Origin of the sequence: Dissulfurirhabdus thermomarina (assembly GCF_012979235.1) — a bacterium.
GTDB lineage: Bacteria > Desulfobacterota > Dissulfuribacteria > Dissulfuribacterales > Dissulfurirhabdaceae > Dissulfurirhabdus > Dissulfurirhabdus thermomarina.
In genome coordinates this window covers 186,317-199,672 of record NZ_JAATWC010000004.1, presented here as the reverse complement: position 1 = coordinate 199,672, position 13,356 = coordinate 186,317, and the positions used below count along the sequence as shown (strand labels likewise).

At 69.6% G+C, this 13,356-nt stretch carries 17 protein-coding genes; 6 read left to right on the top strand and 11 right to left on the bottom strand.

Annotated features, from left to right (window positions below; translation table 11 throughout):
• Window positions 1-16 precede the first annotated feature (16 nt).
• Window positions 17-214 carry a twin-arginine translocase TatA/TatE family subunit gene (locus HCU62_RS06835; protein ID WP_163299504.1) on the bottom strand — a complete coding sequence of 66 codons (198 nt, stop codon included), beginning with the start codon at window positions 212-214 and terminating at the stop codon, window positions 17-19.
• Window positions 215-468: 254 nt separating this feature from the next.
• On the opposite strand from HCU62_RS06835, the gene hrcA reads away from it, so the two are divergent.
• The 5 genes from hrcA (at window position 469) to rfbD (ending at window position 6,174) form a co-directional block, all read left to right on the top strand.
• Window positions 469-1,503: a heat-inducible transcriptional repressor HrcA gene (hrcA, locus tag HCU62_RS06830; RefSeq protein ID WP_163299506.1), complete on the top strand. Its 1,035-nt coding sequence runs from the start codon at window positions 469-471 to the stop codon at window positions 1,501-1,503.
• Window positions 1,504-1,539: 36 nt separating this feature from the next.
• Window positions 1,540-2,109, top strand: a complete 570-nt coding sequence (gene grpE, locus HCU62_RS06825; protein WP_163299508.1) for a nucleotide exchange factor GrpE — start codon at window positions 1,540-1,542, stop codon at window positions 2,107-2,109.
• Window positions 2,110-2,178: 69 nt separating this feature from the next.
• Window positions 2,179-4,098 carry a molecular chaperone DnaK gene (gene dnaK, locus HCU62_RS06820; RefSeq protein WP_163299510.1) on the top strand — a complete coding sequence of 640 codons (1,920 nt, stop codon included), beginning with the start codon at window positions 2,179-2,181 and terminating at the stop codon, window positions 4,096-4,098.
• A gap of 142 nt (window positions 4,099-4,240) precedes the next feature.
• The gene (gene rfbB / locus HCU62_RS06815; protein WP_163299511.1) at window positions 4,241-5,275 is read left to right on the top strand and encodes a dTDP-glucose 4,6-dehydratase; all 1,035 of its coding nucleotides are present in this window, start codon (window positions 4,241-4,243) and stop codon (window positions 5,273-5,275) included.
• A complete protein-coding gene (gene rfbD, locus HCU62_RS06810; RefSeq protein ID WP_169755517.1) occupies window positions 5,272-6,174 on the top strand; it encodes a dTDP-4-dehydrorhamnose reductase in 903 nt (300 codons plus the stop codon). Before rfbB ends, rfbD begins: the two co-directional genes overlap by 4 nt.
• Window positions 6,175-6,283: 109 nt before the next feature.
• Here rfbD and HCU62_RS06805 read toward each other — a convergent pair whose 3' ends face one another.
• Together HCU62_RS06805 and HCU62_RS12850 are read right to left on the bottom strand one after the other, a co-directional pair.
• Window positions 6,284-6,937: a metallophosphoesterase gene (locus HCU62_RS06805; RefSeq protein ID WP_163299555.1), complete on the bottom strand. Its 654-nt coding sequence runs from the start codon at window positions 6,935-6,937 to the stop codon at window positions 6,284-6,286.
• A 26-nt stretch (window positions 6,938-6,963) separates the two neighbouring features.
• Window positions 6,964-7,113: a hypothetical protein gene (locus tag HCU62_RS12850; protein WP_163299557.1), complete on the bottom strand. Its 150-nt coding sequence runs from the start codon at window positions 7,111-7,113 to the stop codon at window positions 6,964-6,966.
• 3 nt (window positions 7,114-7,116) lie between these two features.
• Here HCU62_RS12850 and HCU62_RS12845 point away from each other — a divergent pair, with 3 nt between their 5' ends.
• The gene (locus tag HCU62_RS12845; protein ID WP_163299559.1) at window positions 7,117-7,464 is read left to right on the top strand and encodes a hypothetical protein; all 348 of its coding nucleotides are present in this window, start codon (window positions 7,117-7,119) and stop codon (window positions 7,462-7,464) included.
• 54 nt (window positions 7,465-7,518) lie between these two features.
• On the opposite strand, the gene HCU62_RS06790 is transcribed toward HCU62_RS12845, so the two are convergent.
• The 8 genes from HCU62_RS06790 to HCU62_RS06755 all read right to left on the bottom strand — a co-directional run bounded on the left by HCU62_RS06790 (window position 7,519) and on the right by HCU62_RS06755 (window position 13,186).
• Window positions 7,519-8,112: a VIT1/CCC1 transporter family protein gene (locus tag HCU62_RS06790; protein ID WP_163299561.1), complete on the bottom strand. Its 594-nt coding sequence runs from the start codon at window positions 8,110-8,112 to the stop codon at window positions 7,519-7,521.
• 7 nt (window positions 8,113-8,119) lie between these two features.
• Entirely contained in the window at window positions 8,120-8,473 is a 354-nt protein-coding gene (locus HCU62_RS06785) for a DUF211 domain-containing protein (RefSeq protein WP_343066724.1), read from the bottom strand.
• Between the two features lie 137 nt (window positions 8,474-8,610).
• Window positions 8,611-9,906: a DNA recombination protein RmuC gene (locus HCU62_RS06780; RefSeq protein WP_163299563.1), complete on the bottom strand. Its 1,296-nt coding sequence runs from the start codon at window positions 9,904-9,906 to the stop codon at window positions 8,611-8,613.
• A gap of 113 nt (window positions 9,907-10,019) precedes the next feature.
• Window positions 10,020-10,874 carry a tetratricopeptide repeat protein gene (locus HCU62_RS06775; RefSeq protein WP_163298859.1) on the bottom strand — a complete coding sequence of 285 codons (855 nt, stop codon included), beginning with the start codon at window positions 10,872-10,874 and terminating at the stop codon, window positions 10,020-10,022.
• Window positions 10,871-11,692 carry an ABC transporter permease gene (locus tag HCU62_RS06770; RefSeq protein WP_163298858.1) on the bottom strand — a complete coding sequence of 274 codons (822 nt, stop codon included), beginning with the start codon at window positions 11,690-11,692 and terminating at the stop codon, window positions 10,871-10,873. Before HCU62_RS06770 ends, HCU62_RS06775 begins: the two co-directional genes overlap by 4 nt.
• Window positions 11,689-12,477 carry an ABC transporter ATP-binding protein gene (locus HCU62_RS06765; RefSeq protein ID WP_163298857.1) on the bottom strand — a complete coding sequence of 263 codons (789 nt, stop codon included), beginning with the start codon at window positions 12,475-12,477 and terminating at the stop codon, window positions 11,689-11,691. Before HCU62_RS06765 ends, HCU62_RS06770 begins: the two co-directional genes overlap by 4 nt.
• A gap of 2 nt (window positions 12,478-12,479) precedes the next feature.
• On the bottom strand, window positions 12,480-12,884 hold the full coding sequence (locus HCU62_RS06760; protein WP_163298856.1) for a hypothetical protein: 405 nt from the start codon (window positions 12,882-12,884) through the stop codon (window positions 12,480-12,482).
• Between the two features lie 74 nt (window positions 12,885-12,958).
• Window positions 12,959-13,186: a pilin gene (locus tag HCU62_RS06755; protein ID WP_163298855.1), complete on the bottom strand. Its 228-nt coding sequence runs from the start codon at window positions 13,184-13,186 to the stop codon at window positions 12,959-12,961.
• Between the last annotated feature and the right edge of the window lie 170 nt (window positions 13,187-13,356).

Sequence of the window (13,356 nt, the reverse complement as noted above, 5' to 3'; positions counted from 1 at the left end):
CGGAGGCGCCCCGGGGTCAGTCGGACGACTTCCGGTCTTCCAGTTCGCCTCGGTCCTCGGGTTTGTCCGCCGCTTCTTCCTCCTTGATGGATTTCTTGAAGTTCTTGATGCCCTTCCCGAGGCCCTCGCCGATCTGGGGGAGTTTCCCCGCCCCGAAGACCACGAGGACGATGAGGAAGATGACGATCAGCTCCGGCATTCCCAACCCAAACATGCGTGTGTTCCTCTCGAAGGCGGAAAGGTGAGGAGGCTCACCTTTCCCGGATAGGCCGAACTTTACCGGCCCCCCCGCTGGCTGTCAACGCGGGCGCCGTCGCGGGAAAGGACATCCCCGCCCGGACCCCGGGGAGGGGCCGGGTTGACAGGGGTCTGGGGGGGAATTATCGTCCTCACTGGTTTCAATATACTGGAATTCCAAACAGATATGTGGCCGCCCCGCCTCCGGGGGCGGCGGGAAGGCCGGCGTCCATGACGGCAGGAGACGGACAGGCGCTGACGGAACGGCAGGCCAGGATCCTCCGGGCCGTGGTCCAGGGCTACATCGAGACGGCGGAACCCGTCGGGTCCCGGACCGTGGCCCGCCGGTCGGGCCTGGGCCTCAGCCCGGCCACCATCCGCAACGTCATGGCCGACCTCGAGGACCTCGGTTGTCTCTTCCAGCCCCACGCCTCCGCCGGGCGGCTGCCCACCGAGGCCGGGTTCCGCTATTACGTCGAGTTCCTCCTGGAGCCCGAGGATCTGTCCTGGGGCGACCAGGTGGCCATCGAGAAGGAACTCCTCGCCGTGGGCGAGGGCCTGGTGCCCGTCCTCAAGCGGGCCGCCCGGGTCCTGGCCGACGTCTCCGGGCAGGCGGCCCTGGTGAGCGTCCCCCGGGTCACCGGCGAGGGGGTGCGGCACGTGGAGATCTTCCGGGTCCGGCCGGGGCTCGCCATGGTGGTGATCGTCTCCGCCAGCGGTGTGGTCCGGAACCGGCTCGTCCGGCTCGACCACGACCTGCCCGAGGAGCGGCTCCGGGGCCTGGCCGATTCCATCAACGCCCGGCTCGGCGAGCTGAGCCTGGAGGAGATCCGCCGGCGGGTCCGGCAGGAGATGGAGGACGAGCGCCGCGAGCTGGACGCCCTCCTGGACGAGCTGGTGGCGGCGCCGCTCCAGGCCGCCGCCGGCGGCGACGTCCTCGTGGGCGGGAAGCTCAACCTCCTGGACGCCCCGGAGTTTTCCACCGTGGACCGGATCCGGCGTCTGCTGCGGGCCTTCGAGGACAAGGAATCGCTGCTGGCCATCCTGGACGGGTGCCTCGAGGCCAAGGGGGTCCAGGTGCTCATCGGGGCGGGGCCCGCCGCCGGGCTGCCCGGCTGCGCCGTGGTCATGACGCCCTACGCCGTCGGGCACCGGACGGCTGGGAGCCTCGGCGTGGTGGGGCCGGTGCGCATGAACTACGCCCGGATGAAGGCCCTCGTGGAATACACGGCGGCCGTGCTGAGTCACGTCGCCATGGAGACCTGAGAGACAGCCATGCAAGAAGGCGACAAGGACAGGGATATGATGGAAGAGCGCCGGGAGGCCCCCGCCGGTGAGGCGGAGACCGCGGTCTCCGCGGCCGATGCCGGAGAAGAGGGGCCGGGCGAGGCCGAGGCCCTCCGGGAACAGCTCCGGGCCTGCGAGGAGCGGGTCCTGCGCTTGGCGGCCGAGCTCGACAACTTCAAGAAGCGGGTCGAGCGGGAGAAGGCCGAGCACATGCGCTATGCCCTCGAGGCCTTTGCCAAGGAGCTCTTGCCCTTCCTCGACAACCTCGAGCGCGCCGTCGCCGCTGCCAAGGACTCCGGCGAGACGGACGAGAAGCTCGTGGAGGGCCTGGAACTCGCCCTCTCCGGGTACCTCAAGACCCTGGAGCGCTTCGGGCTCAAGGCCTACAGCTGCATGGGCCAGCGCTTCGATCCCAACTTCCACGAGGCCCTGAGCGTCCAGGAATGCCACGACGTGGAGGAGAATACCGTGGTCCAGGAGCTCCTCAAGGGCTACAGCCTCCACGAGCGGGTCATCCGGCCCGCCCTGGTGGTGGTCTCCAAGAAACCGCCCGAGGGGAGTGGACAAGGGGAGCCGAGTGCTTAACTTGGATTCGGCGTCCCCGGACGACGGGCGGCGCGACAGCTTGTCATCGACCGAAGGAGGAATCCTATCATGAGCAAAGTGATCGGCATCGACCTTGGCACCACCAATTCCTGCGTCGCCGTCATGGAGGGCGGCGAGCCCAAGGTCCTGACCAATGCCGAGGGCGGGCGGACCACGCCGTCCGTCGTGGCCTTCACCGACAAGGGGGAACGGCTGGTGGGCCTCCTGGCCAAGCGCCAGGCCGTCACCAACCCGGAGCGGACCCTCTTCGCCGTCAAACGCCTCATCGGCCGCAAGTTCGACGATCCCGAGGTGCGCAAGAGCCGCGAGATCTCGCCCTTCAAGATCGTCGAGGGACCCAACGGCGACGCCTACGTGGAGGTGGAGGGCAAGAAGTACAGCCCCGCCGAGATCTCCGCCATGATCCTCGCCAAGATGAAGCAGACGGCGGAGGAATACCTCGGCGGTCCCGTCAAGGAGGCGGTCATCACGGTGCCCGCCTACTTCAACGACAGCCAGCGCCAGGCCACCAAGGACGCCGGCCGCATCGCGGGGCTCGACGTCCTGCGCATCATCAACGAGCCCACGGCGGCCGCCCTGGCCTACGGGCTCGACAAGAAGACGGAAGAGAAGGTCGCGGTCTTCGACCTCGGCGGCGGCACCTTCGACATCTCCATCCTGGAGATCGGCGACGGCGTCTTCGAGGTGAAGGCCACCAACGGCGACACCTTCCTCGGCGGCGAGGACTTCGACCTCCGCATCGTGGACTGGCTCGCCGACGAGTTCAAGAGGGAACACGGGGTGGACCTCCGGGAAGACCGCATGGCCCTCCAGCGGCTCAAGGAGGCCGCCGAGAAGGCCAAGTGCGAGCTGTCCACCACGGCCGAGACGGAGATCAACCTCCCCTTCATCACCGCCGACGCCAGCGGGCCGAAGCACCTCGTCACCAAGCTCACCCGGGCCAAGCTCGAGGCCATGGTGGAGGACCTCATCGAGCGCGTCGTCGGGCCCTGCCGGACCGCCCTCCAGGATGCCGGTCTCACCGCCGCCGACATCGACGAGGTCATCCTGGTGGGCGGCATGACCCGGATGCCCCGCGTGCAGCAGAAGGTCAAGGAGATCTTCGGCAAGGAGCCCCACAAGGGCGTCAACCCCGACGAGGTGGTGGCGATAGGCGCGGCCATCCAGGGCGCGGTCCTCAAGGGTGAAGTGAAGGACGTGCTGCTCCTGGACGTGACCCCGCTCTCGCTGGGCATCGAGACCATGGGCGGCGTCATGACCAAGCTCATCGAGAAGAACACCACCATCCCCACCCGCAAGAGCCAGATCTTCACCACCGCCGCCGACAACCAGAACGCGGTGACCATCCACGTGCTCCAGGGCGAGCGCGAGATGGCGGCCGACAACAAGACCATCGGCCGGTTCGAGCTGGTGGGGATCCCGCCGGCCCCCCGCGGCGTCCCCCAGATCGAGGTCACCTTCGACATCGACGCCAACGGCATCCTCCAGGTCTCGGCCAAGGACCTCGCCACCGGCAAGGAGCAGTCCATCCGCATCCAGGCCTCCAGCGGCCTCAGCGACGAGGAGATCCAGCGGATGGTGAAGGACGCCGAGGCCCACGCCGAGGAGGACCGACGGCGCAAGGAGCTGGTGGAGGCCCGGAACCAGGCCGACACCCTCATCTACAGCACCGAGAAGAACCTCCAGGAGCTGGGCGAGCGGGTGGACGAGGCCACCCGGTCCGCCATCACCGACAAGATCGCCGTCCTCAAGAAGGCCATGGAGGGCGACGACATCCAGGCCATCCGCCTGGCCCAGGACGACCTCATGAAGGCGGCCCACAAGGTGGCCGAGACCATCTACAAGGAGGCCGCCGGCCAGGCCGCCTCGGCGGGCGCCGCCGGGGGCGGCGCGGAGGCCGGGGCGTCCGCCTCCGGCAGCGACAAGGGCGACGACGTGGTGGACGCCGACTTCGAGGAGGTGAAGTAGCGGTACGTTGCGCCGGCCGGCATCGAACCGGGACGGGTGGTTGCCAGGCGACCCCCGTCCCGTTTATTTTTGATGGCGTCGTGCAAGCGGTTCCGGGGACGGCGGCGTTTCCCCCTCCGCCGGGGCCGGGCAAGGAGGTGCCGTGGGCGGCACGAATCGAATCCTGGTGACGGGCGGGTGCGGCTTCATCGGCACCAACTTCGTCCGGCTGGTCATGGAAGGGCGCGACTGGGAGGTCGTCAACCTCGACGCCCTCACCTATGCCGGAAACCCCGCCAACCTGGCCGATCTCGAGGGGGACCCCCGCTACCGTTTCGTCCACGGCCGCATCGAGGACGCGGGGCTCGTGGCCGAGCTCGTGGCCGGGGTGGACGCCGTGGTCCACTTCGCCGCCGAGAGCCATGTGGACCGGTCCATCCTGGACGCCCAGCCCTTCGTGGTCACCAACGTCTTGGGGACCCAGGTGCTGCTCGACGCCGCCCGCCGGTCCCCGCGCCTTCGCCGCTTCGTCCACGTCTCCACCGACGAGGTCTACGGCAGCCTCGGGCCTGAGGATCCGCCCTTCACGGAAGAGACGCCGCTGGCCCCGAACAGCCCCTACGCGGCCTCCAAGGCCGCCTCGGATCTCCTGGCCCGGGCGGCCTTCAAGACCCACGGCCTCCCGGTGGTGGTGACGCGGTGTTCCAACAACTACGGGCCCTACCAGTTTCCAGAGAAGCTCATCCCCCTCATGATCGCCAACGCCTGGGCGGGACGGCCGCTCCCGGTCTACGGTGACGGCCTGAACGTCCGCGACTGGATCCACGTCTCGGATCACTGCCGGGGGGTGCTCGCGGCCCTCGAGCGCGGGCGCGACGGCGAGGTCTACAACCTGGGCGGGCGGTGCGAGCTCACCAACCTCGAGGTGGTCCGCCGGGTGCTCGCCGCCGTGGGGCGGCCGGAGTCCCTCATCACCCACGTGGCCGACCGGCCCGGGCACGACCGGCGCTACGCCATGGCCACCGCCAAGGCCGAGGCGGAGCTCGGCTGGCGGCCCGAGATCCCCTTCGACCGGGGCCTCGCCGAGACCGTCGCCTGGTACGAGGCCCACCGTGACTGGGTCCGGGCCATCACCGACGGGTCCTACCGGGACTACTACCGCCGGATGTACGGCGACCGGCTGGGAGGGCGGACGTGAGCCTCCGGGTGCTGGTCACGGGGGCGGGCGGGATGCTGGGCCGTGACGTGGTGGAGCGGTTCCGGCGCCATGCCGACGTGGTGCCCCGGCTCCGCTCCGAGCTCGACGTCTCGAGCCCCCAGGCCTGCATCCGGGGCCTGAAGGACGTCCGGCCCGACGTGGTGGTCAACTGCGCGGCCTTCACCCGGGTGGACGACTGCGAGACGGAGCGCGGCGCCGCCTACCTCGTCAATGCCAAGGGTCCGGGGCACCTGGCCTGGGCCTGCCGGGAGTGCGGCACCCGCCTCGTCCACATGAGCACCGACTACGTCTTCGACGGGCAGGGGCGCCAGCCCTACAGGGAGACCGACGCCACGCGGCCCGTGAACGTCTACGGCGCCTCGAAGCTGGCCGGGGAGCAGGCCATCCAGTCCATGGGGGGCGACTACCTCATCGTCCGGACCGCGTGGCTCTACGGCCGCCACGGGCCGAACTTCGTCCGTACCATCCTGCGGCTGGCCGAGGAGAAGGAGATCCTCCACGTGGTGAGCGACCAGCGCGGCTCCCCCACCTACACGCCGGACCTCGCCCTGGGGCTCTGGTGGCTGGTGGCCCAGGGGGCGCGCGGGATCGTGCACGTGACCAACGAGGGGACGTGTACCTGGTACGAGTTCGCCCGGGAGATCTTCCGCCTCACCGGCCGCGACCCGGACCGTGTCCGGCCGGTGGCCACCCGCGACTATCCCCGGCCGGCCCGGCGTCCCGCCTATTCCGTCCTGGACACCAGCTTCTTCGCGGCGCTCACCGGCGGGCGGCTCCGGCGGTGGAACGAGGCCCTGGTGGACTACCTCGAGGCCGAGGGACTCCCGGCCTCGGACGGGGAAGGGGAAGGGGCGGCGGATCCCCTCGCAGCCGGGTGAACGCGGCCGGGGATCCGGGAGGGGCGGGCCGGGCGGCCCGGCGGCGGTGAGGCGCCGCCGGGGTGCGGCGCTGGAGGCGTCCCGGTGGGCGATGGCCGGTGCGGCGCCGTCACGGCCGGATCACGGCCGTCCACTCCCCGCCGTCGGTCTCCTCCAGCTCGATCCACCCCGGGTGGGAGAGCATCCCCGGGTTCAGGACCAGGGTCTCCCCGATGCGGTCGGTGCCGCGGGCCTCGTGGATGTGGCCCGTGAGGCAGAAGAGGGGGCGGTGGCGCTCGATGAAGTCGCGCACGGCGCGGCTGCCCACGTGGGCCCCGCTTGGGATGCGGTCGGTCGCGGTGTCCACGGGAGGCGCGTGGCTGACGAGGATCAACCGCTTCGCCTCCCGGACCTTCTCGAGGCCCTTTTCCATGAGGGCCGCGAGCCGTTCCTCCGGGAACTCGGTGGGGGTGTTGAAGGGCGTGGGGTTGGAGCCGCCCACCCCCACGATGCCGGTCTCGCCGAGCATGACGCCGTCGGCGTGGAGGTTGATCCCCCGGGCGTGGAGCATGCCCGCCACCTCCGGCTGGTCGAGGTTGCCGGGGACGGCGAGGATCTTCCCGTTGTAGCGGCGGATGGCCCCGAGGACCTTTTCGGCCTCCTTCTCGCCGCCGAAGTTGGTGAAGTCGCCGGTCACGATGACGAGGTCGGCCTCGGCGAGACCGGGGATCCGGGCGAGCTCCCCGTACTCCATGTGGATGTCTCCGAAGGCGATGACGCGCATGGACTCCTCCTGGGAGGCCGGGGGCCTCAGGCGGCGGGTTCGAGCCGCAGGAACAAGGGGATGACGTTCATCTTCCGGCTCACGGTCCGCGTGCGCCCGAGTTCCCAGGACGCCACGCGCCAGTGGGGCGCCAGGGCCGCCTCCACCGCTTGCACGATGTCCGGGAGCCCGATCACCGGGTGGCGCTGGAAGACCTCCGGGAGGCCGTAGGTGAGGTTGCACGCCAGGCACTTCCCCGGCCGCTCGGTGAGCCGGAACTCGAGGTGCAGGGTCCCCGTGGCCTCGTCGAAGTGGGAGAGGCCGAGGGAGATGTCGAAGGCCCCCTCCTCGGCGCCCCCGTAGAGGGCCTCGAAGAAGGCGTCGTCGCGGCCGGGCGGGAAGAGCGAGGCGACGAAGGCCTCGTCGAGGACGGCCGCGGGGTTTTCCGGGGTGGAGACGGTGCGCTTGATGGGCGGACCTCCTTGATGGGGATCGGAGTCTTTTCACCAAAAAAAATAAACGAGGGCGGAGGGATGGGCAAGGGATGAAGGCCTCGCAGGAAGGCCTTGGATCGGATGGGCCGGCCCGGGAAGGGAGCGGGCTCAGCTGATCAGGTAGCTCAGGGCGGCCGAGAGCAGGCCCGCCACCAGCATGAGGAGCCCGGAGCGGATCCGGCCGCGGCCGGAGATGCACCCCAGGAAGACCCCGAGCACGAAGAGGGCGGTGAAGGCCGTGGCCAGCGAGATCCCGTAGATCCAGTGGATGCTCGGGGCCCACGGGGTGAAGAAGAAGGGCACCAGCACCAGGGCGGCCGCAAGGAAGGGGGAGAGACCGTCCACCACGGCGATGATCCGGCTGGCCACCGCCACGGCCCGGCCGAGGCGGCTGTCGGTGAGGTCGGTGAGCGTTTGGCGTCCGAGCCGGGCGAGGTCGTCGCGGCGCTCCGCCGCCTCGGTCATGTAGGCGCCCCAGAAGCCGGAGACCCCGATGGCAAGGGCGGTGGAAAAGCCCGTCCGGAGGATGACCGCCGGGTCGTGGACCTGGGCCAGCCAGCTGCCGAGCACCAGGCCCGTGGCGGTGAGGAGGCCGTCGAAGGCGTTGTTGACGAAGTAGCGGCGGGCGATCTTCCAGATACCCACCATCTTGTCGTAGCGCCGGAGCTCCTCGACGGCCCGGCGCAGGGCGAGGGGTGCCATCCCGGGCTCAGTCCTGCGGGGTGGGGGCCTCCTCCACGATGACCCGGCCTGTCGAGACCTTGTCGATGGAGTGGATGGCGCCGCCCATGTCGTGGATCACGTTCCGGATCCGGGCGAACTCGAGGTCGGTGCCCTCGAGGGTGATCTTCACGTTCTCCACCTTGGCGTCGATCTCGTAGACCGTGATGTCCACGCCGTCCACGCCGGGCAGCACGGCCAGGGCCTTGGCGATGGCGAGGATGTTGGGCTCGTGGGGCTTCAGGACGTCCAGGACCAGGCGGCGGAGGGTGGGCCGCGCCGGTGATGACGGCGGTTCCGGTTTCCCGGCGGATGTGGTGTCGAAGGCCATGGATCGGTTCACCTCGTCGTGCAGGGCGCCCGGGGCGCCCGGTGGTCGGCCCCGGTGGCGGGGCGGGGCGGCGGGGCGCCCGGAGCGTCCCGCCAGCCTCTTACTAACGGAACCCGGGCCCGGGGGCAAGTCCCCCGGGCGGGGCGGCTTCATGGCTCGTCTTCGTCGTCCTCGCCGCTTTGGGGCCCCTCGCCGAGTTCCGGCGCCGGGGCGGCGGGGGCGAGTTCCACCTTCTCGATCTTCTCGAACCGGCGGGTGATCTTCCGGGCCGAGGTATGGACCTCCTCCACGTCCTTCCCGGCCTGCCGGATGTGGCGGGCGAGGTTGTCCATCCGCTTCTGGAACCGGTCGAAGTCCTCCGCCAGCCGGACGAGGTGGTCCTGGATCACGTGGAGCTGGCGGCGCGTGGCCGCGTCCTTCAGCACCGCCCGGGCCGTGGTGAGGATCGCCATGAGGGTGGTGGGGGAAGTGAGCCAGACCCGGCGCCGCCAGGCCAGCTCCACGAGGTCCGGGTGGTGGGCGTGGATCTCGGCGAAGACCGCCTCGGCCGGGAGGAACAGGACGGCGCCGTCGGCGGTCTCGCCGGGGATGACGTACTTGTCCGCCACGTCCTGGATGTGGCGTTTCACGTCGGCCTTGAAGAGCCGGGCGGCCCGGGCGCGTTCCGCCGCCGGGGCGTCGGGGTCGCACATCCGGTGGAAGTTCTCCAGGGGGAACTTGGCGTCCACGGCCACGGTGCCCGTGGGTTCCGGGAGGTAGAGGAGGCAGTCCACCCGGGTGCCGTTGGAGAGCTCCCGCTGGAGGGCGAAGGCGCCTTCCGGGAGGACGTTCCGGACCAGGGCGGCCAGCTGCACCTCGCCGAAGGCACCGCGCGAGCGCTTGTCGGCCAGCACCTCCTGGAGCGAGACCACGTTGTGGGACAGCTCCTGGATGTGGCGCTGGGCCTGGTCGATGAGGGCGAGCCGTTTCTGGACGTCGGCGAAGGTGGCGGTGGTCTCCTTGAAGCCCTCCTGCAGGCGGCCCTCCACCTGGCCGCCGATCTCCCGGAGCCGGGTGTCGGTGGCCCGGGTGAGCTGCTCGAAACGCCTTTCGAGCTGCTCCGTGGAGGCGGAGAGGGCCGTTGTCACCTGGCGGTGGACCTCCCCCATGCCCTTCAGGAGCCCCTCGTGGATCCGGGCGAGGTTCTCGGCCCCCTGGCGGAGCTGGGCCGAGACCGCCTGTTCAAGGCCCGCCGCGTGCCGGGCCTGTTCCTCTCGGGCCTGGGCCTGGGCCCCGCGGAGGTCGGTCCCCAGGGCCTGGACCTGTCGGGCGATCTCCTCGAGGCGGGCCTCGGCGCGGACCGCCTCCTCCCGGCGGCGCAGATGCGAGACGATCCCCGCGGCCAGGGCGGCCAGGGCGAGCGCGGCCGCCGCGGCGGCGGCGGCGAGGGTGGGGTCTGCGGGCATGGGTCGACCGGTCGGCCTGGTTTCAGCCTCGCTCGGGGGCACGGGTGTGGATGGCGACGCCGACAGTTTATCCCGGGGCGGCGGCGGGGGAAAGGGGCTCGGGGGGGCGGCGGCTAGCGGCGTTTCGGCAGGAAGCGGCTGGTGGTGTCGACGCGTCCCTCCCGGTCCAGGTAGAACCGCCCCCCGTAGGGATCGGCCGGGATCGAGGCGAGGAGGCCCGAGCGGACCAGCTCCTCGATGTCCTTCGGGAAACGGCCCTTTTCGCGCCGGAAGGCCGCCACTGCCTTCTCGATGACCGCCACGGCCTCGAGGGCCTGGCGCCGCCGGAGCAGGGAGGCCCGGGTGCGCGGGTCGCGCGTGGTGCGGATGAGGTCGTCGAGCAGCACGATGCCCGCCATCGTCTGGCCCCCGTAGAGGCTCATGCGGGCGGCCAGTTTCATGATCCATCCCGGGGCGCCGGGGCGTTTCGCCGCCTTCCGGAGGTAGCCCGCGGCCGTGGCATAGTCCCGCTGGAAGTAGAAGTGGTTGAACCCCAGGTAGAAATAGGGGCGGTAGAGGTCGGGCCGGGCCTCGGCGGCCTTGAGGAGGAGCCGGTCCGCCTGGGGCAGCATGTCGTTTTTCCAGGTCAGCACGGCCTCGGCGAAGACGTAGGGGTCCCAGAACCGGGGGTCGAGGTCGGTCACGCGGTCCAGCCACTCGTAGACCCACTGCCACTCCGCGCGGGAGGGTTCCCGGGCCTCGATGAGGGCTTGTCCCACCACGGTCATGACCCGGAGGAAGAACCAGTCGCTGGCGGCCCCCGTGAACTCCAGGGTGGAGGCCCGGAGGACGCCGGTGGTGGGCGGGGGGAAGAGACCCGCGGTGGCGGCGTGGAAACGGCCCCGGGCCTCGTAGAGGCGGTCGGTGCACCAGGGCACGGCGAAGAGGGCCAGGGCGAGGACCAGGATCGTGCCGCGGGTGCCCTTCATGCGAGGTCCTTCCTCCGGAAGACCAGGATCGCCCCGCACAGGAAGACGGTGCCGTAGCAGAGGGCGTTCAGCACGAGGAGCAGGAGGTCGGCGGCCGGGGTCACCATGCCGTGGCTCGCCTGGAGCTTGAGGTCGAAGGCGGCGAGGTCCGGGACGAGGTACTTCACCACCCGGACCGTGACCTCCACCACCGGCGAGATCTCCACCCCCGGCACCTTGGCGGCGATGAACCGGAGGACGTCCTCCACCGTCTGCCCCACCACGTAGGTGGAGAGGGAGAAGAGGAGGGCCACGAAGGAGCTGGTGCTCACCGTGGACCAGAAGACCACCATGGCGTCGAGGAGGACCACCTCGAGGAAGGCGGCGCCCGTCGCCTGGAAGAAGGCCGCCCAGGAGAGGCTCTGGTAGTAGAGTCTTCCGTAGATCGCGCGTCCGCCGAGGAGGGCGCCCGCCGCGGCCGCCGCCAGGAGTGACATGACGGCGGCGGCGAGGAGGACCAGGCCGCCGAACTTTCCCAGGATGAAGTCCGTCCGGGAGACGGCCCGCGACAGCAGGGCGAAGGCGGTCCGCCGCTCGAAGTCCCGGGCCAGGAGCTGGATCCCGAGGAAGAACGGAACGAGCAGCCCGCCGGCGGTGACCACGGAGAGACACCAGTCGGCCTGGACCTTCCCGATCTCGCGGAGGAAGAAGCCGCTCACCGGGACGGAGACGGCGAGAAACCCGGCCGCCGCGATCCCCACCCCGATGAGCACCCGGTGGCGGAGCCCTTCCCGGAAGGTGAGCCACGAGACGGCCCAGACGCGGTTCAGCCGCTTCATGGCCGGTTTCCCCGGATGACCTCGAGGAAGAAGGCCTCCAGGGGGGAGGCCGCTCCCGGTGCGGCGGTTTCCGCACCTACCCCGGCGCCGCGGTGCTTGAGTTCGCCCGGGGTCACCTCGGCGACGAGCCGCCCCCGGTTCATGATGCCGATCCGGGTGCAGAAGCGTTCCACGTCGGTGAGGATGTGGGAGCAGAAGAGGATGGTCTTTCCCCGGGCGGAGGCCTCCTGGAGGATCTCCACCACCAGGTGCCGGCCCAGGGGGTCGAGGCCCGACATGGGCTCGTCCAGGACGAGGAGCCGGGGATCGTGGACCAGGGCGTAGGCCAGGGCCGCGCGTTGGGTCATCCCCTTGGAGTAGCTCCGGACGGGCTTGTCCGCGGCGTGGAGGAGGTCCACCCGCTCCAGGATCTCGTCGATGCGCGCCCTGGCCTCCCGCGGCCGCATCCCGGTGATGCGGGCGGCGAAGCGGAGGTGCTCCCGGGCGGTCAGGTGCTCGTAGAGGCAGGGGTTTTCCGGGAGGTAGCCCACCTCGGCGTGGACCTCGGGGTCGGAGGGCGCCCGGCCGAGGATCTCCACCTCGCCCGCGTCCGGGCGGATGAACCCCATGAGGATCTTGATGGTGGTGCTCTTCCCGGCGCCGTTGGGCCCCACGATGCCGAAGACCTCCCCCTCCGCGAGCCGGAGAGAGAGGTCTTGGACGGCGGGTCTTTTGTCACGCCGGAACGGGTTCAGCCGGTATCCCTTTCGGACCCGGCTGAACCCGGCGGCGAAGGCTTCAGCCAATGTTACTTGGTGCTGCCCTGGTAGGTCCAGGCATTAGTTCCGTTTGTGCTGAAGGCAGAGGAGTTGCTCCCAGTCGGCGCAGTGATGGCCGTGCCAGCATCCACGGTCTTTTGCCGCTGATAATATCCGGGCTTGTCGGATCCGATACCGTATTCCATCCCGTTGGTTGTGTCGGTCTTGTCGTTGAAGGAGTTGATGGCGAAGCTGTCGTCTAAGATATTGTAGCCAAGCTGGACGTTCGGGGAGAGTTCAAAAGAAAGCTGGCCACCACATGTAGCATCTGTCACGTTGAACAAGCCCGATGTGACCGTACCCGATGCGGCAATGGCAGGGCCTTGATATCCCAAGGCAACCAGGAAGAGGAGTGCCATGGAAATCTGCAAGCAGCGAATGAGTCTGGTCCGCATGTCATGCCTCCTTGAGCATAAGTGGCGAAATCTACGAGTAAACGATGAGTAAACCGATGGTATCAAGCCATGGATCACGGCACCGGGTATTCCATCCATTCCGCGTAGAAGCCCTCGAGGTCGGTCCGAAGGTTCCGCAGATCGGAGAGCGCGCTGGTGTTCTGCGCCCTCGCCCGGTACTTGGCGAACTGCGGGATGGCGATGGCCGCCAGGATGCCGATGATGGCCACGACGATCATGAGCTCCACCAGGGTGAAGCCCTTCTGCCCTGCCTTTCTGGCCTTGTGGAAGAATTCAAACATGTTGGTCCCTCCTTGCGTTGAGGATTTGGGTTGGTATCCGATGGGTTCCCATGGAACCGAAACTCTCGACCGGCCGCCGTGTCTGCGTCTCACCTCCCCTGGGCCGGGTTGTGCTCTCCGAGTGGCTTCGGCCCCATAGGTCTGCGAAAAGTGTGCCAAGATGCTGGAGG